Annotated in this window: 23 protein-coding genes; 10 read left to right on the top strand and 13 right to left on the bottom strand. The window is 60.3% G+C overall.

All coding sequences use genetic code 11. The features are described 5' to 3' along the window. Nucleotides 1-4 precede the first annotated feature (4 nt). Nucleotides 5-838, top strand: coding sequence for an amidohydrolase family protein (locus OZ428_RS19575; protein WP_269130979.1), 834 nt, complete (start codon nt 5-7; stop codon nt 836-838). Here the strand turns inward: OZ428_RS19575 and OZ428_RS19570 are convergent. Then, nucleotides 815-1,078 (bottom strand): hypothetical protein, encoded by a 264-nt coding sequence (locus OZ428_RS19570; protein WP_061448853.1) that lies wholly within the window; start codon nt 1,076-1,078, stop codon nt 815-817. The two genes, OZ428_RS19575 and OZ428_RS19570, sit on opposite strands and share 24 nt — an antisense overlap. 131 nt (nt 1,079-1,209) lie before the next feature. Here OZ428_RS19570 and OZ428_RS19565 point away from each other — a divergent pair, with 131 nt between their 5' ends. Both OZ428_RS19565 and OZ428_RS19560 read left to right on the top strand, forming a co-directional pair. Continuing rightward, nucleotides 1,210-1,854, top strand: a complete 645-nt coding sequence (locus tag OZ428_RS19565; protein WP_269130978.1) for an ATPase — start codon at nt 1,210-1,212, stop codon at nt 1,852-1,854. A gap of 34 nt (nt 1,855-1,888) precedes the next feature. Further along, the gene (locus OZ428_RS19560; RefSeq protein WP_269130977.1) at nt 1,889-2,230 is read left to right on the top strand and encodes a hypothetical protein; all 342 of its coding nucleotides are present in this window, start codon (nt 1,889-1,891) and stop codon (nt 2,228-2,230) included. 13 nt (nt 2,231-2,243) lie between these two features. Here OZ428_RS19560 and OZ428_RS19555 read toward each other — a convergent pair whose 3' ends face one another. Next, complete coding sequence (locus OZ428_RS19555; protein WP_269130976.1) at nt 2,244-2,990, bottom strand: creatininase family protein; 747 nt, start codon at nt 2,988-2,990, stop codon at nt 2,244-2,246. Nucleotides 2,991-3,018: 28 nt separating this feature from the next. Then, on the bottom strand, nt 3,019-3,732 hold the full coding sequence (locus tag OZ428_RS19550; RefSeq protein WP_016977141.1) for a murein L,D-transpeptidase catalytic domain family protein: 714 nt from the start codon (nt 3,730-3,732) through the stop codon (nt 3,019-3,021). Between the two features lie 39 nt (nt 3,733-3,771). Between OZ428_RS19550 and OZ428_RS19545 the strand changes: the two genes are divergently transcribed. After that, nucleotides 3,772-5,367, top strand: a complete 1,596-nt coding sequence (locus tag OZ428_RS19545) for a L,D-transpeptidase family protein (protein WP_269130975.1) — start codon at nt 3,772-3,774, stop codon at nt 5,365-5,367. 222 nt (nt 5,368-5,589) lie between these two features. Here OZ428_RS19545 and OZ428_RS19540 read toward each other — a convergent pair whose 3' ends face one another. Then, a complete protein-coding gene (locus OZ428_RS19540; RefSeq protein WP_269130974.1) occupies nt 5,590-6,090 on the bottom strand; it encodes an AAA family ATPase in 501 nt (166 codons plus the stop codon). A gap of 73 nt (nt 6,091-6,163) precedes the next feature. Here OZ428_RS19540 and dapF point away from each other — a divergent pair, with 73 nt between their 5' ends. Beyond that, on the top strand, nt 6,164-6,967 hold the full coding sequence (gene dapF / locus OZ428_RS19535; protein WP_269130973.1) for a diaminopimelate epimerase: 804 nt from the start codon (nt 6,164-6,166) through the stop codon (nt 6,965-6,967). Here dapF and OZ428_RS19530 read toward each other — a convergent pair. Further along, nucleotides 6,955-8,097 (bottom strand): PAS domain-containing sensor histidine kinase, encoded by a 1,143-nt coding sequence (locus tag OZ428_RS19530; RefSeq protein ID WP_269130972.1) that lies wholly within the window; start codon nt 8,095-8,097, stop codon nt 6,955-6,957. The two genes, dapF and OZ428_RS19530, sit on opposite strands and share 13 nt — an antisense overlap. Further along, a complete protein-coding gene (locus OZ428_RS19525; RefSeq protein WP_269130971.1) occupies nt 8,087-8,902 on the bottom strand; it encodes an alpha/beta fold hydrolase in 816 nt (271 codons plus the stop codon). The genes OZ428_RS19530 and OZ428_RS19525 overlap by 11 nt, the downstream gene beginning before the upstream one ends. A 126-nt stretch (nt 8,903-9,028) precedes the next feature. On the opposite strand from OZ428_RS19525, the gene OZ428_RS19520 reads away from it, so the two are divergent. Further along, entirely contained in the window at nt 9,029-10,228 is a 1,200-nt protein-coding gene (locus OZ428_RS19520; protein WP_269130970.1) for a TPM domain-containing protein, read from the top strand. 5 nt (nt 10,229-10,233) lie between these two features. Here the strand turns inward: OZ428_RS19520 and OZ428_RS19515 are convergent, their stop codons facing one another. Beyond that, entirely contained in the window at nt 10,234-10,911 is a 678-nt protein-coding gene (locus OZ428_RS19515) for a class I SAM-dependent methyltransferase (RefSeq protein WP_269130969.1), read from the bottom strand. Nucleotides 10,912-11,018: 107 nt separating this feature from the next. Here OZ428_RS19515 and OZ428_RS19510 point away from each other — a divergent pair, with 107 nt between their 5' ends. Further along, nucleotides 11,019-11,552, top strand: a complete 534-nt coding sequence (locus OZ428_RS19510) for a GNAT family N-acetyltransferase (protein ID WP_269130968.1) — start codon at nt 11,019-11,021, stop codon at nt 11,550-11,552. Here the strand turns inward: OZ428_RS19510 and OZ428_RS19505 are convergent. The 3 genes from OZ428_RS19505 to OZ428_RS19495 all read right to left on the bottom strand — a co-directional run bounded on the left by OZ428_RS19505 (nt 11,539) and on the right by OZ428_RS19495 (nt 13,117). After that, nucleotides 11,539-11,964: a GNAT family N-acetyltransferase gene (locus OZ428_RS19505; RefSeq protein WP_033896680.1), complete on the bottom strand. Its 426-nt coding sequence runs from the start codon at nt 11,962-11,964 to the stop codon at nt 11,539-11,541. The two genes, OZ428_RS19510 and OZ428_RS19505, sit on opposite strands and share 14 nt — an antisense overlap. Nucleotides 11,965-11,966: 2 nt before the next feature. Further along, complete coding sequence (locus OZ428_RS19500; RefSeq protein WP_269130967.1) at nt 11,967-12,458, bottom strand: GNAT family N-acetyltransferase; 492 nt, start codon at nt 12,456-12,458, stop codon at nt 11,967-11,969. A gap of 365 nt (nt 12,459-12,823) precedes the next feature. Next, nucleotides 12,824-13,117 (bottom strand): fructose-bisphosphate aldolase, encoded by a 294-nt coding sequence (locus OZ428_RS19495; RefSeq protein WP_269130966.1) that lies wholly within the window; start codon nt 13,115-13,117, stop codon nt 12,824-12,826. A 509-nt stretch (nt 13,118-13,626) separates the two neighbouring features. Between OZ428_RS19495 and OZ428_RS19490 the strand changes: the two genes are divergently transcribed. Both OZ428_RS19490 and OZ428_RS19485 read left to right on the top strand, forming a co-directional pair. After that, the gene (locus OZ428_RS19490) at nt 13,627-14,697 is read left to right on the top strand and encodes a ComEC/Rec2 family competence protein (RefSeq protein WP_269130965.1); all 1,071 of its coding nucleotides are present in this window, start codon (nt 13,627-13,629) and stop codon (nt 14,695-14,697) included. Between the two features lie 3 nt (nt 14,698-14,700). Then, complete coding sequence (locus OZ428_RS19485; RefSeq protein WP_269130964.1) at nt 14,701-15,165, top strand: hypothetical protein; 465 nt, start codon at nt 14,701-14,703, stop codon at nt 15,163-15,165. Between the two features lie 111 nt (nt 15,166-15,276). Here OZ428_RS19485 and OZ428_RS19480 read toward each other — a convergent pair whose 3' ends face one another. Further along, the gene (locus OZ428_RS19480; RefSeq protein ID WP_269130963.1) at nt 15,277-16,692 is read right to left on the bottom strand and encodes a purine-cytosine permease family protein; all 1,416 of its coding nucleotides are present in this window, start codon (nt 16,690-16,692) and stop codon (nt 15,277-15,279) included. Between the two features lie 219 nt (nt 16,693-16,911). Here OZ428_RS19480 and OZ428_RS19475 point away from each other — a divergent pair, with 219 nt between their 5' ends. Next, a complete protein-coding gene (locus OZ428_RS19475; RefSeq protein WP_033896676.1) occupies nt 16,912-17,823 on the top strand; it encodes a LysR substrate-binding domain-containing protein in 912 nt (303 codons plus the stop codon). 55 nt (nt 17,824-17,878) lie between these two features. Here the strand turns inward: OZ428_RS19475 and argE are convergent, their stop codons facing one another. Then, nucleotides 17,879-19,024 carry an acetylornithine deacetylase gene (gene argE / locus OZ428_RS19470; protein WP_269130962.1) on the bottom strand — a complete coding sequence of 382 codons (1,146 nt, stop codon included), beginning with the start codon at nt 19,022-19,024 and terminating at the stop codon, nt 17,879-17,881. Then, a complete protein-coding gene (locus OZ428_RS19465; protein WP_269130961.1) occupies nt 19,021-19,698 on the bottom strand; it encodes a DUF1028 domain-containing protein in 678 nt (225 codons plus the stop codon). The genes argE and OZ428_RS19465 overlap by 4 nt, the downstream gene beginning before the upstream one ends.

Here is a 19,698-nt window from a genome sequence, read left to right as displayed (position 1 = left end):
CCCCATGCTCGATAACTGCTCCATCACCGGCATCGACGCCCACGCCCATGTGTTCAGCCGCACGCTGACCCTGGCCGGCGAACGTCGCTACACCCCTGGCTACGACGCCACGCTGGCGGATTACCTCGGGCACTTGCACACCAACGGCTTGAGCCATGGCGTGCTGGTGCAGCCCAGCTTCCTGGGCACTGACAATCGCTACCTGCTGTCCGCCTTGCAGCAGGCACCTGATCGGTTGCGCGGCGTGGCGGTGGTTGAACGCGATATCCCTCGCGACGCCCTGGATGCCATGGCCCTCTCAGGTGTCGTGGGCGTGCGGCTGAACCTGGTGGGCCGGGCGCTGCCGGACTTTGCCGAGTCGGGTTGGAAGGCGTTCTTCGAGCACATCGTCGAGCTGGGCTGGCATGTGGAATTGCACCGCGAGCTGGACGACCTGCCGCAGTTAGTGCGGCAACTGCTGCCGTTCGGGGTGAAGTTGGTGATTGATCATTTCGGGCGACCCGACGCACGATTGGGCGTCGAGCAGCGCGGCTTTACCGAGTTGCTGGCGCTCGGGCTCGGCGGCCAGCTGTGGCTGAAAGTCTCGGGTATCTATCGCCTGGCCGGCAGCGCGGCGCAGAACCTTGAGTTTGCCCACCAAGCCATGCCGTTATTGCAACAGAGCTTTGGCCTACATCGGTTGGTGTGGGGCAGTGACTGGCCGCATACCCAGCATGAAGCGTGTATCGGCTATGGCGCAGTGATTGAGCAACGCCAAGCCCTGGGCTGGTCGGCAGCAGTCGCGCAGGCTTTGTTGATCGACACGCCACGCCAGTTATTCGGCTTCCACCACGCGTAGCCAATCCTCCTCCACGCGGCGGTCGAGGTCTTCCCAGTCCGCCATGCCGAGCACCCGTGTGGTGTTCAAACCCCGCAGGTAACCCCGCAGTTGCTGGGCGCTGGCGCTGATTTGATCGGCGTCGGCTGCCTCGTCCTGCAGCACGTGTTCATAGTCGACCAGGTAATCGGCGACCCGCTCGCGAAACTCCGGTAGTACGGCTTCGCGGATGCGGTCGAAGGTTTTCTGGTGGGGCTTCATGGCGTGGTCCTTATAAGTTTTATGTCAGCACTATCGGTTCAGATAATAGTCACCATCAAGGATCGCAAGTTCTGTTTTTGCGGGAAAAGCGGAAAATCACGCCATCGAGACGCTGTTCAAGGAAATGCGCGATGAGGACGTTTATTCAGCTGGCGTTGATGGCTTTGATGCTGGGCACGGTTGCCATCAACAACGCGGCAATTGCCGATGATCTGCCCATGAGCCATTTGCTACCGATCAACGGTAGCGTAGACTCCCTGCAGCACGCGCAGTCGGTGGGTGTATTGCTGAGTGACAACACCCGCGACAACCTCAGCTACCTTGAACGCTACCACGACATGGCCTTGAATGGCGCCAAGGATGCCCTCGACGGGCGTATCCGCCAGGCGTTCGTCAACAGTTCCGACCCGGAACTGGCCATCGATTGGTTGATGAACTCGCTGCAAGGCACGTTTTTGTCGGTGACGGTCTACGACAACCTGGATGCCTTGGTGCATGCTCACCCCGATGTGGTGGTGATGCTCGATACCCATAACCAACTGCTGACCCAGCGCAACGACCAGGTCGAGGCGCGTTTTATTGCGCGGTTCTATGATGCGAACCTGCAATACATCGCCAAGGCCGAAGGCTCGGTACACAAGCAGGTGCCGTCGGTGTGGGTACATGACAAGGCAGCGCCGGAAATTGCCGCGCAGATCGAGCAGCAGCGCGATGTGCAACTGGATGCCCTGAAGCAGTTCGATGCGTCGCTCAAAGCGCTGGTCCGTGCCGGTTGATGTGAACCTTTATTTTTATAATCAGGAATTTTTCATGCGCGCTTTTTTCGCCCCGGCCTTGGCCTTTGCTTCCCTGTTGCTGGCCGGTTGTGTGTCCGCCCCCAACGCTCCCACCCTGACCTTGCAGACCAGCAAAACGCCTGAAGCCTATGTGCAGTGCGTGCTGCCGAAGCTGGAGAAACACGGGATCACCTCCACCGTGACGCAGAACTCACGCCATGCCAAGGTGGTGTTGACCAGCAAGATTGCCGCCGATGATGTGCTGGAAGCCTACAAGTCCCAGGACGGCGGCAAAGTGTTCCTGTATGAGCGCAAGCCGCTGGCGTCGACGATTACGCCGTCGCGGCTTGAGCTTGCCGCCAAGGAATGCCAATAATTTTGCGTATGGCCTAGGGCTTGGCTTCGTTGCTGAAGGCATTCACCGTCTTGACCAGCCCTTGCGCCGCCAACGCCACCAACGCCCCACCTTTTTCTACCGTCGCCAGCGCCGGATCCGAGCCCATGCGCCCATCCGGGAAGCGCGCGCGGAAGTCCAGCGCTTCACGGATCGGCCCGGTGTTGGCGATCTGCGGCGAATAATCGGCCGTCTTGACCGAGTCCGGATAGGCCCACTGCGTCACCGCAATCTCCGACGGCGTGGCATGGCTGCCATGGCCCACCGGGAATTGGCGTTGCGCCAGGTCGTTCACGCCTTCCAGGTCCCACCAGTTCACCAGTTTCAAGGCAAACCCGGCCGGGCGGCGGGCGAAGCTGGCTTCGGCGTACAGCTCGGAAAACGCCGCTTCGATGGTGGCGATATTGCCGCCATGGCCGTTCAGAAACAGGATTTTCTCGAAACCATGCCCGGCCAGCGAACGCACCCAATCGCCAATCGCGGCGATAAAGGTGGAAGGGCGCAGGGAAATGGTGCCGGGAAAGCCTAGGTGATGCTGGGCCATGCCGATGTTGAAGGTGGGGCCGATCAGCAGGTCGGCGTTCTTCTGCGCTTCATGGGCGATGATTTCCGGGCACATCCAGTCGGTGCCCAGCAGGCCGGTAGGGCCGTGCTGTTCGTTGGAACCGATGGGAATCACCACTGTGCGGCTGCGTTCCAGAAACTGCCCGATCTCGATCCAGGTGGACTTTTGTAGAAGCATGCGAGGTTCTCTTATCTATGGGGACAGGCTATCCGCCACGGATTGTACGACTACTCGCCACCTGTTGGGGTTTGCAATTGAGGTAGGTCGAGGACTTCAGCCAGCGCTGGTCCGGGTACCAGGAAAACATGAACTGCCCATCCTTGAGCTTGTCCACCACTTGGCGTGCCACCTGCGGGCGCACGGCCGGGCAACCCTGGCTGCGGCCGATACGGCCTTCGCGCTTGCTCCACAAGGGGCTCACGTAGTCGGCGGCGTGAATCACGATGGCGCGGTCGCGGGCCTGGTCATTGAAACCTGGCTCCAGGCCGTCCATGCGCAGTGAGTAGCCGTGGGTGCCCAAGTAGCTTTCCTGGGTGCGGAACAAGCCCAGGCTGGACTGGTGGCTGCCTTCCAGGTTGGAGAACTGGGTGGCGAAGTTCTCCCCGGATTTGGCGCCGTGGGCGACCAGATCGCGTAGTACCAGGGTCTTTTTGCGCAGATCGAAGATCCACAGCCGACGGGCGGTCGAAGGCTGGGAGTAGTCAATAACCGCTAGGCGCTCGGAACGTTCCTCGCCGTTATTGACCGCGCACTGCACCGCGTTCAGGGCGCTTTTGAGTACGGTGGGATTGAGTTCTGGAGCCGAGCGCGCCAGGCTGCTATACAAGTTAGGAGAGGTCTGATTGGCGGCGAGCGCAAAATTGCTCAAGGTAGCCAACGCCACGGTCATCAAACCGAGGCGGCGCATGAAAGTCAGCATCTACAAAGTGTCCCCCGGTGTGGATTGGAGCCTGGTCAATTGTTCAAAAAACACGCATGTTACTTGAGCATTTGCCTGCTCGTTGCACCATTGGTCGCGACAGCCGACGCCCTGCCGGTCGAGCCGTTGCCGGTGACCACGCCGGCGCCGGTCGATCTGGCGCCTGTGCAACAGGCGTTGGCGCAACTGCCGAGTGTCTGCCCCGGCCTGGCGCCGCAGCTCGACCCCGCTGCGCAACTGCGCCTGCAAGCCTTCTACCAACAGCAAGGTAATGTGCCGCTGTGGTCCGCCGATGAACGCCGACAAGCCCTGCAATCTCAGTTGCTGATGCTCGCCGATGACGGCCTGGACCCCACCCACTATAGCCTGCCTTTGGCGGATGCCACGGCCAACGTGCTGTGCAGCGATATAGCCACCAGCCAGCGTTACCTGCAAGCCTTGCAGGATCTGCATTACGGCCGACTGCAACAGTCACGTTTCGAGCCCTTGTGGCATTCGCAACCGCCTACGCGCGACCCCAATGTCGAGGTGCTGGCGTTTGCCGCCACAGGCCTGCAAGACATGCCCCAGGCATTCGACCAGGCGCGGCCCAGTGCCGATTTGTATCGCAGCTTGCGCAACGTCTATTCCACCGTGCGCCAGCAGCCGTTGCCGCATTGGGATCCGGTCGCCAGCGGCCCGCTGCTGCGCCCCGGCATGGAAGACCCCCGCGTGCCGGAGCTGGCGCGGCGCCTGATCAGTGGTGGCTACCTCGCCAACGCGCCCAGCGGCAAGCAGTACCGCGATGAACTGGTCAAGGCGGTCAAGGCCTTCCAGCTCAGCCACTCGTTGCAGGCCGATGGCGTGATCGGCGCCGGCACCGTGGCCGAATTGAACATCAGCCCGTTGGTGCGCCGCGAACAACTGCGTATCAACCTCGAACGCTTCCGCTGGCTGGCCCAGGACCTGGAGCCCGAAGGCGTGCTGGTGAACGTCGCCGCCGCGCAACTGAGCGTTTACCAGAGCGGCATCCCCGTGTGGCAAACACGCCTGCAAGTCGGCCGCGCCGAACGCCAGACGCCGTTGCTCAAATCCCGCATCACCCGGCTGACCCTCAACCCCACCTGGACCATCCCGCCTACCATCATGCGCGAGGACAAGCTCCCGGCCATCCGCCTTAACCCCGAGTACCTGCGCCAGCAGAACCTGCAAGTACTCGACGCCGAAGGTCACCCGCTGGCGCCCGAGCAAATCGACTGGGCTCGCCCTGGCAACATCCTGCTGCGCCAGGAAGCCGGGCCGCGCAACCCGCTGGGCAAAATCGTGATGCGCTTTCCCAACCCCTACTCGGTGTACCTGCACGACACGCCGAGCCAGCCGCTGTTCACCAAAGGGCCGCGGGCGTTCAGCTCGGGGTGTGTGCGGGTCGAGCAACCGTTGTTGCTGCGGGATTTGCTGGTGAGCCCGGCCGAACGTACTCGCACCGATGAGCTACTGGCCACCGGCGTGACCCATGAATTCAGGCTGGCCACGCCGGTTCCGGTGCTGTTGAGTTACTGGACGGTGGAGGTCAATCGCGAGGGCGGGTTGGTGTATGCGCCGGATATCTATGGGCGGGACCTGGTGTTGATGAAGGCGATGGGGAGTGTGCTCTGAAGCGTGCTTCTGTAGTGAGCGGGCTTGCTGTGGTGGGCGGGCTTCCTGTGGTGAGGGGCTTGCTGTGGTGAGCGGGCTTCCTGTGGTGAGCGGGCTTGCCCCGCGCTGGGTGGCGAAGCAGCCCCAATAAAAACGCCGCATTCTGTCAGGCAGAATGCGGCGTTTGGTTTTAGGGCGGCTTCGCCACCCAGCGCGGGGCAAGCCCGCTCACTACAGAGAGACTTAGTTCGCCATGTCCCTCAAAATCACCGCCATTGCTTGCTCTGGCGTCGTGAAGGCCGTGTCGACCGTCAGCGGTACTTCATCCCAGTCTTCGTACTCATGCGCCAACACCGACTCCCAACTGGGTGGAACCAGGCCGGGAATATCCCCCGTTCGGGTCTCCACCCGCCGTTGATGTTCCTGCCTGTCAGAACAAATCACCCGAATATCCAGCAACGCCACACCGGCCATTGCCGCCGTTGTCTTCCATGCCTCCCGGCTTTCCCTGACCGGGTTCACGCAGTCAGCCACCACCCTCTGCCCCAATTGCAGGTTGCTCAACGCCAAGGCATTCGCCACCCCATAACCGCTGGCGCCCACATCGCCCGCCAGCACGCCCCCATCACGGATCGCCTGCTCAATCACATCAATGCGTAGATACACCGCGCCGATCTGGCGTGCCAGTGCCTGGGCCAGGGTGGTCTTGCCGGTACCGGGCAGTCCGCTTAAGACAATTAGCATGGGTGGCTCTCGATAAGGTTGGGCCGCTTCAGGGTATCCTTCAGTTCCTCACCGGTCGACCACAGGACAGCCCATGCCCCTGCCGTTTGTGAAAATGCACGCCCATGGCGATGACTTCATCATCATCGACCGCCGTGGCCTGGACGATCCGATCACCGCGAAAATCGCCCGCCAACTTGGCAACCGCCACACCGGCATCGGCTTCAACCAACTGGCTGTGCTGCTCGATTGTGATGACGCCGCGGCGCGCGTCAAGTTCTGGAACCCCAACGGCACGCCGCTGGCCACCTGCGGCAGCGCCACCCGTGGCGTGGCTGATCGCTTGATGCATGAAGCCGGCACAAACTCGGTGGTGCTGCGTACCGATCGGGGCTTGCTGACCTGCGTGCGGGCAGCGGGGCGGCAGGTGTCGGTGAACATGGGCGAGCCGTCGCTGGACTGGTCAGCCGTGCCGCTGGCCGAGTCCATGGACACCCGCAGCTTGCCCATCGATGGCAACCCGGCGGCGTGCAGCATGGGCAACCCGCATTGCACCTTTTTTGTAGACGACATTGCGGCTGTCGACGTGGCGGCTTTGGGCCCGGCGCTGGAAATTCACCCGTTGTTCCTGGCCAAGACCAATGTGCATTTCGTGCAGGTGCTTGACCGTGGGCACATCCGCCTGCGCATCTGGGAGCGCGGCGGTGGCGTGCCGTTGGGCTCCGGTTCGTGCTGCTGTGGCGCGGTGGTCAATGGCATTCGTCGTGGGCTGCTGGACGATACTGTCGAAGTGCTCTGCGACGGCGGCACGGTCACCGTGCAGTGGGCAGGCGAGGGCGGGGTGGTACTGACGGGCAGCGTCGAGCCGGTGATGCAGGGCAGCGCCTACCAGGGCTGAAAGTTGACGGTAAACGTGGTGCCGCCCGTGACACAGGAACTCACCGCCACATCGCCGCCATGCACCCTGGCCAACTCGCGCACGATATACAGGCCGAGGCCCACGCTGCGCACATCACTGCCTTGGTCGGTGCCACGGGTCATGGGTTCGAACAGTTCGGCGAGCAAGGCTTCGGGGATGACCTTGCCGTGGTTGTGTACTGAGACCTCGCAGCTATCCTGCCCCAATCGTGACGTGACGGTGATCGGCCGTTGCAGGTCGCCATACGCCACGCTGTTGGCCACCAGGTTGCCAATGATCTGCTGCACGCGGTCGGCGTCCAGGCAAGCCTCGCCACTGCCCTCGGCGAGATGCGCCAACGTTGCGGTGGGAAACGCCACGCGCAGTTCATCTACGGCCCGATGAATCACCTCATGCAGGTCCAACGGCGCCGCCTTGATGGTAATGCCCTGGCCAACGCGCGCCTGGGTGAAGTCCAGCAGGTCGGCGATCATGCGCTGGGCCCGCTCGGACGACTGGCCAATATGCCCGAGCAGTTGGCACTCCTTGGCGGTGCGTTCGCCACGGTTAAGAAAATCCGAGGCCATGCGAATGGCCGTGAGCGGGTTTTTCAAGTCATGGCTGACAATCGCCACCATCTGCTCGGCAAACAGCGCCCGGCGCTGAGCGATGGCATAGGCCTCGCTCAATTCGGCTTGGGCCAGTTTGAGCGCGAGTTCGGTGGCGGTCTTTTCCTGCAACAGTGCTTCGGCAAAGTTGCGTGCATTGAGCAACTCGCGCTCGTACTTGTCGCGGTCGGTGGTGCCGAACAGCGCCAGGTCGTACACCGTACCGTGGTCCTGCTCGCGCTTGATGCCGTTGAGCAGCACGGTCAGCTTGTGGCCGTCACGGTGCAGCATGTCGAGTTTCACTTCGGTGACGCTACCGCGCAGGCGCAGCATCGGCGCCAGATGGGTCTGGTGGAAGATCCGTCCGCCCATGGTCAGCAAATCCTGGAAACGCTTGCCGCACAGTTCCGTGGTGCTGAATCCCAGCCACTCGCTGAAGCGCGTATTGGCTTGCAGGATCGTGCCGTCCTGCGCCGTGACGGCGAGGGCGCAGGCGGCGCTGTCGAACAACTCAGACGGCATGGGCGGCCGTCCACGGCGCCAGGAAGCTTTCCATGGCCGCCGCGCACGCTTGCGGCGCGCTCATGTGCGGGCAATGGCCGACGTTGTCCACCAGGCAATAGGTGCTGTTGGGTAGCACGCTGTGCAGGTATTCGCCCACGGCCACGGGGGCGATCAGGTCGTCGCTCGATTGCAGGATCAGCACCGGAGTGGCCAGGCCGATCACGTCCTGGCGGTTGTCCGACATGAACGTCACCCGCGCAAATTGCTTGGCGATCTCAGGTTCGGTGCGGCAGAAACTGTCCGTCAATTCCTCGCTCAACGCCGGTTGCCCAGGCGCGCCCATGATCACCGGGGCCATGGCGCTGGACCAGCCGAGGTAGTTGCTGTCGAGGGTGTCGAGCAGGTCCTGGATATCCGCCAGCTTGAAGCCGCCGACATAGCCGTCGGCGTCGATATAGCGCGGCGAGGGGCCGATCATGACGTGGGCGGCTATGCGGCCGGGGGCCTGGCGGTCGGCGAGGGTGCCGATCATGGCGCTCACCGAATGGCTCACCAGGATCACCGGGCCTACCGCGAAGGCGTCGATGATCTCGTTCAAATCACGGGCGTAGCCGTCCAGAGCACTGTATTTGGCCTTGTCGAACGCACTGAGGTCCGACAGACCGGCGCCCACCAGGTCATACATCACCACGCGAAAGCGCTCGAAAAATGGCGGTGCGAGATAATTCCACATAGCCTGGTTGCAGCCGAAGCCGTGGGAAAACACCAGGGTCGAGCGGCCGTTGCCCATCACACTGACATTGTTACGGTGGCGTAGGTCCATGGGCTTCCCGTTATGGCGTTTTGCTATGCGTGCAGGGAGTTTAGATAGTCAACGGCGCGGGGTCACGCGATATAGCGCGGATAAGGTAAAGTCGCCGCCTTCAGGAAGAAACTTCAGGTAACAAACATGATGGCGATTCTGCGGCAGTCCGTCTTGAACCTGGTGGCGCTGGTGGTCTTGGGCCTGGTGGGCACCGCCCAGGCCGACATTTCACCGATTGGCGTCGCCCTCGACCAGCGGGTGATCGACCTCACCAACACCCTGGATGCCTCGACCACCACCCGTCTGAAAACCCAATTGGCCGACCTCGAACAGCGCAAAGGCTCGCAAGTGGCCGTGCTATTGGTGCCGACTACCGGCGGCGCGAGCATCGAGGACTACGCGAACCAACTGTTCCGCGCCTGGAAGCTGGGACGCAAGGACGTCAACGACGGCATCCTGCTGGTGGTGGCCAAGGAGGACCGCAAGGTGCGTATCGAGGTGGGTTACGGGCTGGAAGGCACGCTCACCGATTTGCTCGCGCACCGCATCATCGAGGAACACATCACCCCGGCCTTCCGCCAGGGTGATTTCGTCGGCGGTGTCTCCCAGGGCGTGAATGACCTGGTGGTGCTGGTGGACGGCGGTGATTTGCCAGCAGCCGCAGGCACAAGGGTCAATCCACAGTTCATCGCCATGGCGCTGGCGTTTGTCATCGGCGCCATTGGCGGCGTGTTCATCAGTGCGGGCAAACTGCGGTGGCGCCGCGCGTTGATTGCCGCGGTGGTTGCCACGTTGCTGCTCGTGATCGTGGGTGAAGGCCGCGACTGGGCGATGTTTCTGCTGGTGATGCCACTGATCATGCTGATCGGCGGCGCGACCTTCGGCGCATTGTGGATGGCGCGTTCGGTGTTTTACGGCGTGATCGGGCTGCTGGCCTACATCCTGGGCTTGGTGGTGGTTGATCAGCGCTATGCCGACGTCAACTTCATCCACTGGCTGGTCTTTCCACTGGGCGCGCTGGTGGTGCTGGGGCTGTACCTGGTGCTGCTGGTGATCATGAAGGATGCCTGGAAGCAGAGCCGCGTGGGTTTTATCGCGCGGCTACTGGCGGCGGTGGGGGTGTATGTGGCGGCGGGGGTGTTACTGGAACTCGGCCGTGATGGCTGGCTGTTCGCGTTCCCGATTGCCTCGTTTGCGGCGCTGTTCATCTTTGGCAAGACCAGCGGCGGGTCGGGGTCTTCGGGCGGTGGCTCGAGTTCGAGCTCCAGCAGCTCCAGTTCCAGCAGCAGTTCATCCGGCGGCGGTGGCTCCAGTGGCGGTGGCGGGGCGTCCGGCAGTTGGTGAAGCCGCTAGCGCGGCTTGTAGCCCACCCAGCCTTTGAAGCTGAAGCCGGCGTAGAACAACTCCACGCCGTCAAAGCCGGCTTCTCTCATCAAGACTTCATCCGTCTCGGGTGACAGCACCGGCAATTTCTCGCTGATTGCCGCAATCGCGCGCTCGGCATCCACCGCCGGCACGCCCGAGTCCACCGCGAACGCCGCGTAGCGCTTCAACCACCGGACTTTATCCTCCGGCGCTTGCGGGAAACTATGATGGGCCACTACCAGCGGCGCGCCCGGCAGCAGGCGTTGCCACAACGCCTTGAGGGTTTGCAGGCGCTGCTCGGCCGGGATGAAATGCAAGGTCAGCAAGCACGTGGCGCCGTTGAAAGGCCCCAACGGCGCCGTGTCGATATAGCCTTCATGCAACTCGGTGCGGTCCATCAACGGGCCCAAGGTTGCCTCGGCCAGCTTCAGCATCTCGGCTGAAGGGTCCACCCCCACAAACCGCCAGCCCGGTTCTGCGTCCGCAAAACGCTTCAATTCCAGGCCGCCGCCGGCGCCCAACACCAGCACATTGCCGGCGGCTGGCACGCTTTCGCGCAGCAGCAGGGTGGTCATGCGTTGCAGGCCATCAAAGCCCGGCACCAGGCGCACGGGGCCTTCGGCGTAACGGGCGACGGCATCCGGGTCGGAAAAAAAGCTCATGCTGGGCTCCTGCAAATTGGGCGGGAATAAACCCTACTGCGGCAAACCCGCAGAGGCAACATTCATGGTAAAACGTCGCTCCTCACCCCTCAGAGTATGGACGCTCGATGTCTGCCATTCTTCTTCGCGACGCCACTCCCGACGACGCCCTGTGCCTGGGCGTGCTGGGCATGCAAGTGTTCCTCGACACCTACGCGACCCAAGGCATTCGCGGCTCGATTGCCACTGAAGTGCTTGAAGCGTTTGCGCCGCAGGTCATGGCCCGGTTGATCGCCGATCCTGGTATCTCGCTGCTGGTGGCCGAGTCCAACCAGCACCTGGTCGGCTTTGCCCAGGTCAAGCTCAACGCCTGTCACCCGATGATCGAAGCGCCCGACGTCGCTGAACTGCAACGCCTGTACATCCAGGAACGTTTCACCGGCCTGGGCATCGGCTATCAGTTGCTGCAAGCGGCAGAGCAATGCGCGACGCTGGGTGGTGCTTCGCTGTTATGGGCGACGGTGTGGGACGGTAACAAGCGCGCCCTGGGGTTTTACCCTCGGCGCGGGTATGGGCTGCTGGGCTCGCCGGTGTACACCTTCCAAGGGGAGAGCCATGGGAATCGGTTGTTTGGCAAAGCCCTGGGCGTCACAGCGATTTAGACAGAAACACCCGGCTGCTGCCCTCAGGCTCGCACGGTAGCTCGCCAAAACGTACCCAGCCATGCTTCTCGTAAAACCCCGGCGCCTGGAAACTCAGGGTGTACAGCACCGCGTTGCGACAGCCCCGGCGCCGGGCCTCATCTTCGAATGTTTGCAATAACTGGCTGCCCAGTCCCGTGCCACGCAGCGAGTCGGGCAAGTGGAACAGGTCGAGAAAGGCCATGCCCAATGTGGTCTTGCCAGTGATGCCGCCGAGGATTTGCTGGGTCTCGGGATCCTTGATCAAAACCGTCAGCAGACGCCGATCGTTATAGCCGGTGATGGCTTCATTGAACGCCGCCAAGCCGCCGCCGAGGATACGCTCGGCGTCGGGATTGGGTTGGTCGCTGATTTCAATATGCGCTGCGTTCATCTCTAGAGCGCCATGACCATTTCATGCCACGCCATGCCACCGTGATCCGACGGCGACGGCTGCACATACTGATAGCCCATGCGCTCATACAGCGGCACGTGTTGCTCCTTGCACATCAAATGAATCGTCTGCTTGCCCATGCGGCGCATGCGCTGCACAAACTCAGTCATCAACATTTTCGAATAGCCCTTGCCCTGATGCGCCGGGTCGACCACCACCGACATGATCACCACATTCGGCGCGTCGGCCGAGTGGCCCACCAACTCCTTGAACGCCTCGTCCGACATCACCACTTCGTGGGCGCAGCCACAATTGATGAAACCCACCACTTCACCCGCGGCTTGCAGGATCAGAAAGCCTTGCGGGTACTGGGCAATACGCGTGGCGATCTTCTCCAGGGTCGCGGCTTCGTCGCCTTCGTAGGCGCTGATCTCGATGTCAAAGCAGCGGGCGGCGTCGGCGGGGAGGGCGTTGCGGAAGGTGAGGGCGGGCATGGGCGTTTCCTGAGGCGTTGAGCGAGAGGCCACATGATAGACAAACATCGACCCCAGCAATACAAATCCCCTGTGGCGATGCGGTTGTTGTGGCGAGCGGGCTTTCTGTGGTGAGCGGGCTTGCCCCGCGTTGGGCTGCGCAGCAGCCCCAAAATCAGCAATGGAGAAATGCCTGAAGCACTGCATTCATTCTTAATGACACCCCCTTCTTAATGGGGCCGCTGCGCAGCCCAGCGCGGGGCAAGCCCGCTCACCACAGGAAGCCTACTCATAGCCACCCCATCAGCCACAAAAAAGAGCGTCCGATTGGCCGTCCAAAAGCCAGAAAACCCGCCAAAGCGGGTTTCCTCACAACTCAAATCACATCAACTCACAACAGCAGACCCAAACCCCCGCCGCTCAATTACCGTAAACACATCCGCCACATCCTGGACCATGATCCGGGCGGTATTGGCGACGGTATTGATATCGTGCTCGGCATAGTCCGACACATTGGAACAGGCCATCAGGTGCAGATAGGCAAGGGCGGCGTTGAGACGCTCACTGGCGCACGCATGCAACTCGCTGAGTGGCGCTTCGCTGTCGATGAGCAGGACGGGGTAGTCGGTTGCGGTTTGGGACATGGGGGTGAAGCGGCGGGGCGGATTTTGATTAGTCATAAGGTTCGATTCTATTTTGGGTAAAAAGAACTGCCACCTTGCTGCTGCGAAACAGATGGGGTGGCAACTGTGCGCGGGTTCGCAGACCAGGAAGAATCACCCCCGGCAGACCCGAAGGTCTCCCACGCACAGCCGCCATAAAGCGAGACTCAGGCGGGCTCCGCCTGTGGGTCTGATGACTGTGCAGGTTGATTCTATTTATGTAGGGCTGCGAAACCCCGTCGTTGTTCGATACCAACGAGCGCAGAACTATAAATGGCAAGCGCCGCATGTGCAACTGTAGCGACAAGTGATTAAAAGCCCTCATTGCGTTCTGACTGATGTTAGGAAGCTATCGAAAAGCTGTATCTCACAAACAGATTTTTTCGTCGAGGTGCAGCGAGCCCGAAACGAAGTATTTATCCTACAAACACTTGACGTCCTCTGCGACATAACGCAGTGTGTCATTGCGCCATCATAGAGCCACTAGTTGGATTCTCAATCTAAATGCTACAAGGAGAGAGCAGTTTATGTCAGATTTTGTTGAAGTTGAATTTATAGGTGTTGAAACTTCGAAGAGTGGCGATGCAATTACTATCAGGTATTCGAAAGGTGGTGAGATGAGCGTTCATATTGTTGATGGTGGGTACATAGATACAGGTACTCAAATAATCGATAATTTGAAAAAGCATTACGGCTCAATGGTCATTGATAACGTAGTGCTTACGCACCCTGATCGTGATCATGCTAACGGTTTAAGGATTGTCTTAGAGGAGTGTGATGTTAAAGCGTTATGGTTAAACCGGCCGTGGATTTATGCACAGGAGCTTTTGCCTCGCTTTGCTAATTACAATTCCGCAGATGCATTAGAAAGGAAGCTTAAATCTATTTATGACGCATCAGCGGCACTGGAGGAGATTGCAATCAGAAAAGGCATTCCTATATATAGTCCTTTTCAGGGAGAAGTTATAGGTGCGTTTCATGTTCTTTCACCTAGTCGAGAAAGATACCTTGATCTGATAGTTGAATCAGAGAAAACACCAGAGGCAGAAGAGCGTGGACTAGTTACGGAGTCTATGGAAGGCTTTAAACGAATTTTGCGCGCAGCAGCTAATCTCATTCGTGGCGCTTGGGGGCATGAATATTTTCCTCCCAGTGGTACAAGTAGTGAAAATGAAATGAGCGTCGTCCAGTACGCTAATATCAACGGTGCCAATATTGTGCTTACGGGCGATACCGGAAGAGATGGTTTGAAAGAGGCGGCGGATTACGCTCCATATGTAGGTCTGCAACTTCCCGGCGTCAATCTTTTCCAAGTCCCTCATCATGGCGGGCGACACAACGTATCAACTGAAATATTGGATCGTTGGCTTGGCCCCCGCTTAGATGATCAGCCTAAAAAAACTACTTGGAGTGCCGTTTGCAGCTCTGCTAAAGCTGATGAAGATCATCCTCGCAAAAGTGTAGTGAGAGCGATGCTTCATCGCGGCGCGCATTTTTCAGCAACAGAAGGTAGGAATATATACTGGGCTCGTGGTGTATCTAGGGATGGATGGAATAGTCTTCCGCAAATCGCTTATCCCGAAGAGTTAGAACAGTGATGGGTGGGTGAATTGATATTCATAATAGTCATATATATTCTAGGTTTGTTGGTGGGCGCTACCTATGCTATAGGCTCAATGGCTTTAGGGTGGCTTCCTTTACCATATGAAGTCCTTCGGATCCCTCTTATGTGTGGAGCAATTGCTTGTACAGGAGGTTCCCTTTACTGTCTGAGGGCTGTTTATTTAAACCGTTGTGTTCACAAGAGGTGGGATAGGGATTGGCACGTTTGGTATTTTATTAGACCTATAGCCAGTACCGTGGCAGGGGCAGTTAGCTATCTGTTTTTGAAAGCTGGGCTTTTGGTGCTGGAGTCAAGCTCAAAGAGTGATGCTACAGAGATAGGTTTTTTTGCGTTAGCTTTCATAGCTGGACTAAATGTTGATAAATTTATCGCCAAGATTGAAGATGTTGCGAAGGCTGTCTGGGGTATAGATAAGTCGAGATCCTCACAAGAGAAGAGCTGAACTCTCTAATAGAGATGGCGTGATAGCAGCACTATGTAAAAAACCGCTCGGTCCGATTAGTTTGGTCGGTCTCGAGCGGTTTCAAATAATTTCATGTCATCAAGTGTTCGTTCAAACCCCACCCACCAACTTCCCCCCGTCCATCCGACGCTTATACGCACTGTCCCGACTCGCCAGCCAGAAATACAACGGCGACGTCACCACCAACCCCACCACCCAGGACAAATCCGCCCCGTTGATGTGTTCCGAAATCGGCCCCACGTACAGCGGTGTGTTCATGAATGGAATCTGCACCACAATGCCGACCGCATACGCCAGCAGGGCTTGCGGGTTATAGCGCCCATAGATCCCGCCATCCACGCGGAAGATCGAGGCAATGTCGTACTTGCCCTTATGGATCGCATAGAAGTCGATCAGGTTGATCGCCGTCCACGGCACCAGCACCACCAGCAGCACCAGCACCATGTCGACGAAGTGACCGATGAAGTCCTTCGAGGCGAACACGGCCGCAATCGCGCAGGCGGCCAATACCAGGATCGAAATCAGCGCGCGGCTTTTGGCCGTTGGAATCCAGCGGTAGGCAAAGGTTTGTACCAGGGTGATGATCGACAGTACGGCACCGTACAGGTTGAGGGCGTTATGGCTGATCACGCTGAGCAGGAACAACACCAGCATCAACGGCCCGATAGCGCCGGTGGCGAGTTTGACCGCGTCCATGGTGTCCATGCCCACCGGCGTCGCCAGCACGGCGACCGCGCCGAAGATGAACGACAGGCTGGAACCCAGTGCCGAGCCGAGGTAGGTGGTCCAAAAAGTGGAGGCTACCGGTACGTCGGCGGGCAGGTAGCGCGAGTAGTCCGACACGTAGGGGGCAAATGCGATTTGCCACAGGGCCGCCAGGGACACGGTCGCCAGCACACCTGCGATGTTGAAGCTGCCACGTGTCAGAAAATCCGTGGTCTGTACGTGGGTGAAGATGTAGCCGAAGCCCAGCACGATACCGGCGCCCAGCACCCAGGTGCCGATACGGTTGAGCACATGGATGAAGCGGTAGCCGATAATACCGATGATCCCGGAGCCGATGGCGCCGATCACGATGCCCACCGGCACCGGTACTGCGTCGACCACGCCGTGCAGGGATTTACCCGCGAGCACGATGTTGGAGGCGAAGAAACCGATGTACATCACGCCGGCGATCACCACCACCAGCAAGGCGCCGAGGGAGCCGAACTGGGCGCGGCTCTGGATCATTTGCGGGATGCCCATTTGCGGGCCCTGGGCCGAGTGCAGCGCCATCAGCACGCCGCCGACCAGGTGGCCGATGAGGATGGCGACGATGCCCCACACCAAGTTGAGGTGAAACAGTTGCACACCCAGCGCACCCGTGACGATCGGCAGCGGCGCGATATTGCCGCCGAACCACAGGGTGAACAGGTCTCTTACCTTTCCATGGCGATCTTCCGGGGGCACGTATCCAATCGTGTGTTTTTCGATAAGCGGGGCGGAGGATGTTGCAGTGGTGACCATGACGAACTCCAAGGCAAGGTGAGTACGTTGACGTACTTCGCTGTGCGCCACGTGCGCGGCGCTTTGTTGTTGGAGTGATGATCTGCAATGGACGCGGGGAGGTAAATTAGTAAGTTTGTTGCTATAGACCTTAAAAAATATAGCTCGCAGCCTTGCTGCGCTCCGGTATGTTGCCTACACCTGTTTTGCGGGCGAAGTCCCACGTTTCTGGAGGTCCCGATGGCTGCGTACAACCTGCGCCAACTCAGATATTTCGTCACCACGGCCGAATGCGGCAGCGTCGCCGAGGCCTCGCGCAAGCTGTATATCGCGCAGCCGTCGGTGTCCACGGCGATCAAGCAGCTGGAAGACAGCTTTGGCGTGCAGCTGTTTATCCGTCATCACGCCCAGGGGGTATCACTGACGCCCAGCGGCGCACGCTTCTATCGCAAGGCCCTGGAGCTGCTGCGCGTGGCCCATGAGTTCGAACAGAACGCCCTGGCGGACAATGACGTGGTGGCGGGGCAGATCGATATCGGCTGCTTTGAAACCGTGGCGCCGTTGTACCTGCCGCGTCTGATCGCGGGCTTCAAGGCGCGTTGGCCGGGGGTGGAGATCCGCATACGTGATGGCGAGCAGCAAGAGCTGGTGCAGGCGCTGACGGCGGGCAGCATTGACGTGGCGATGCTGTTCGAGCACGACCTGGGCGCGACCATCGAGACCACGCCGTTGATGCCGCCGCAGCAGCCTTATGCGCTGTTGCCGGCCGATCATCGTTTTGCGCAGCAGGCCAAGGTGTCGCTGGCGGACCTGGTGCTGGAACCTATGATCTTGCTGGACGTGCTGCCGAGCCGCACCTACTTCGTCAGCATCTTCGAAGAGCGTGGGTTGACGCCGAATATCGTGTTCAGCTCGCCGTCGATCGAGATGGTGCGGGGGATGGTGGGGCGGGGGTTCGGGTTTTCGATCCTGGTGACCAAGCCCTTCACCGAGTACACCTATGATGGGCAGAAGGTGGTGTGCGTGCCGTTGGCGGAGACGGTGACCGGCTCAGGCTTGTCAGCGGTATGGTTGCGCCGCGCGCCGTTGACCAAGCCGGTGCAGCTCTTTGTCGACTACTGCCGCGAGGAACTTGCCCGACTCTTGGGTTGAGTGCAAGGCCAAAAATGTGGGAGCGGTTTGCTCCCACATTTGATTGGTGTTCGGCTCACGCGCGAATAGAATCCAGCATCCGCCCCAGCATTGCATCACACTCCAGCAGTTGTTCCACCTTCACAAACTCATCCGGCTTATGCCCCTGATCCATACTCCCCGGCCCGCACACCACCGTGGGAATACCCACCGCATCAAACAACCCACCTTCAGTGCCAAACGCCACCGTGCCGAACTCCCGTGAACCGGAAAACGCCGCGATCAACTCTGCCGCCTGGCTGCGCTCATCGGTGACCAAACCTGGGTAGGCCGACAGCTCGGTAAAGCGAATCGCACTCTGCGCACTCACCGCCTGCATGCGCGGCAACACCTGCTGCTCGGCGTAGGCCTTCAGTTCTCCAGCCACTTCGGCGGGGTCCTGCGACGGCAACGCACGCACTTCAAAATCAAACCGACAATCCGCCGGGACGATATTCAGGGCCTTGCCACCGCTTATCACACCGGTTTGCACCGTGCTGAACGGCGGATCAAACCGCGCATCCTGGGTCTCCCGCAGCCGCTGGCCAATCCGTCCCAGCTCACCAATCAGCTCGGCAGCCTGCTCAATCGCATTCACCCCATACGGCGCATAGGCCGAGTGACACGCCTCGCCGTGCACATCGCAGCGCATGGCCAACTTGCCCTTGTGGCCGAGTACCGGCTTGAGTTCGGTCGGTTCGCCGATGATGCACAGCATCGGTTTCACTGGCCGTTCTTCAAGCACTTTGAGCAACGAACGCACACCCAGGCAACCGACTTCCTCGTCATAGGACAGGGCGATATGTACCGGCATCCGCAACGGCGCCGCGACCAGCGCCGGCACCAGCGCCAATACACAGGCAATATAGCCCTTCATGTCGGCGGTGCCGCGGCCGAAGAGCTTGCCGTCGCGTTCGGTCAATTCGAACGGCGGCACGGTCCAGGGCTGGCCGTCCACCGGCACCACATCGGTGTGCCCCGACAGCACGATCCCCGGCAACTCAACCGGGCCGACGCTGGCAAACAGGTTGGCCTTGCTGCGCTCTTCGTTGTAGACCAACTCGCTGGATACCCCGAAACCGGCCAGGTAATCGCGTACAAACTCGATCAGGTGCAGGTTGGATTCGCGGCTGGTGGTATCGAACCCCACCAGCGTCTGCAGCAGATCGCGGCTGGTGCTCATCGGTCGTCTCCGGCCACGCCGTAGCCGGGGGAACGGTCCGGGGCGAGGGCGCGGTCGATGTAGTCCTGCACTTGCGGGCGATAGGCATCCCAGAGCTTTTGCAGTTCAAGGATCGGCTGTTCGTCAGCCCAATCCACGCGCAGGTTGATGATCGGCCAAGTCAGTTCGCCCACCACCACCAGCGCGGCGGAGTGCACCGGACCGGCTTCGCCACCGGCGGCAATGGCAGCGTGCATCGCCGCCAGCAGGCGATCGGCCAACTGGCCTTCGCCTTGCTCAAAGGCCGTGACCATCGCTTCGATCACCGCGTGGTCGGCGAGCATGTTGCCCGCCGCCACACACTGTTCGCCCGACACGGCGTTATGGGTGCCGAGGGTTTCGCTGCCGCTGAAATGCACGCTACGGCCCAGGTGATCAATCGCCGTCAGTTGCCGGTACTGGCTGTAGCCGTTGCGCGTCAGGGCCTTGTCGATCGCGTCGGCAGGGGCGAGGCCTTGTTCCAACAGGTCCAGCACGTCCGGGCCCAGGGCCGGGAGGGTGATGTTCTGGGTCGACACCGCGCCCACACCGGGCCGCAGCCATGGGCAACGGGCACCCACGGCAATGCTCGATGAGCTGATGGCAATGCCCAGCTGGCCGGTTTCGGCGCAACGGCCGACGATTGAAAAGGTCAT

It is taken from the genome of Pseudomonas sp. GXZC, from assembly GCF_026967615.1.
GTDB classification, from domain to species: Bacteria; Pseudomonadota; Gammaproteobacteria; order Pseudomonadales; family Pseudomonadaceae; genus Aquipseudomonas; species Aquipseudomonas azotoformans_A.
The sequence above is the reverse complement of the archived record's forward strand: the minus strand, read 5'-3'. Positions and strand labels throughout refer to the sequence as shown.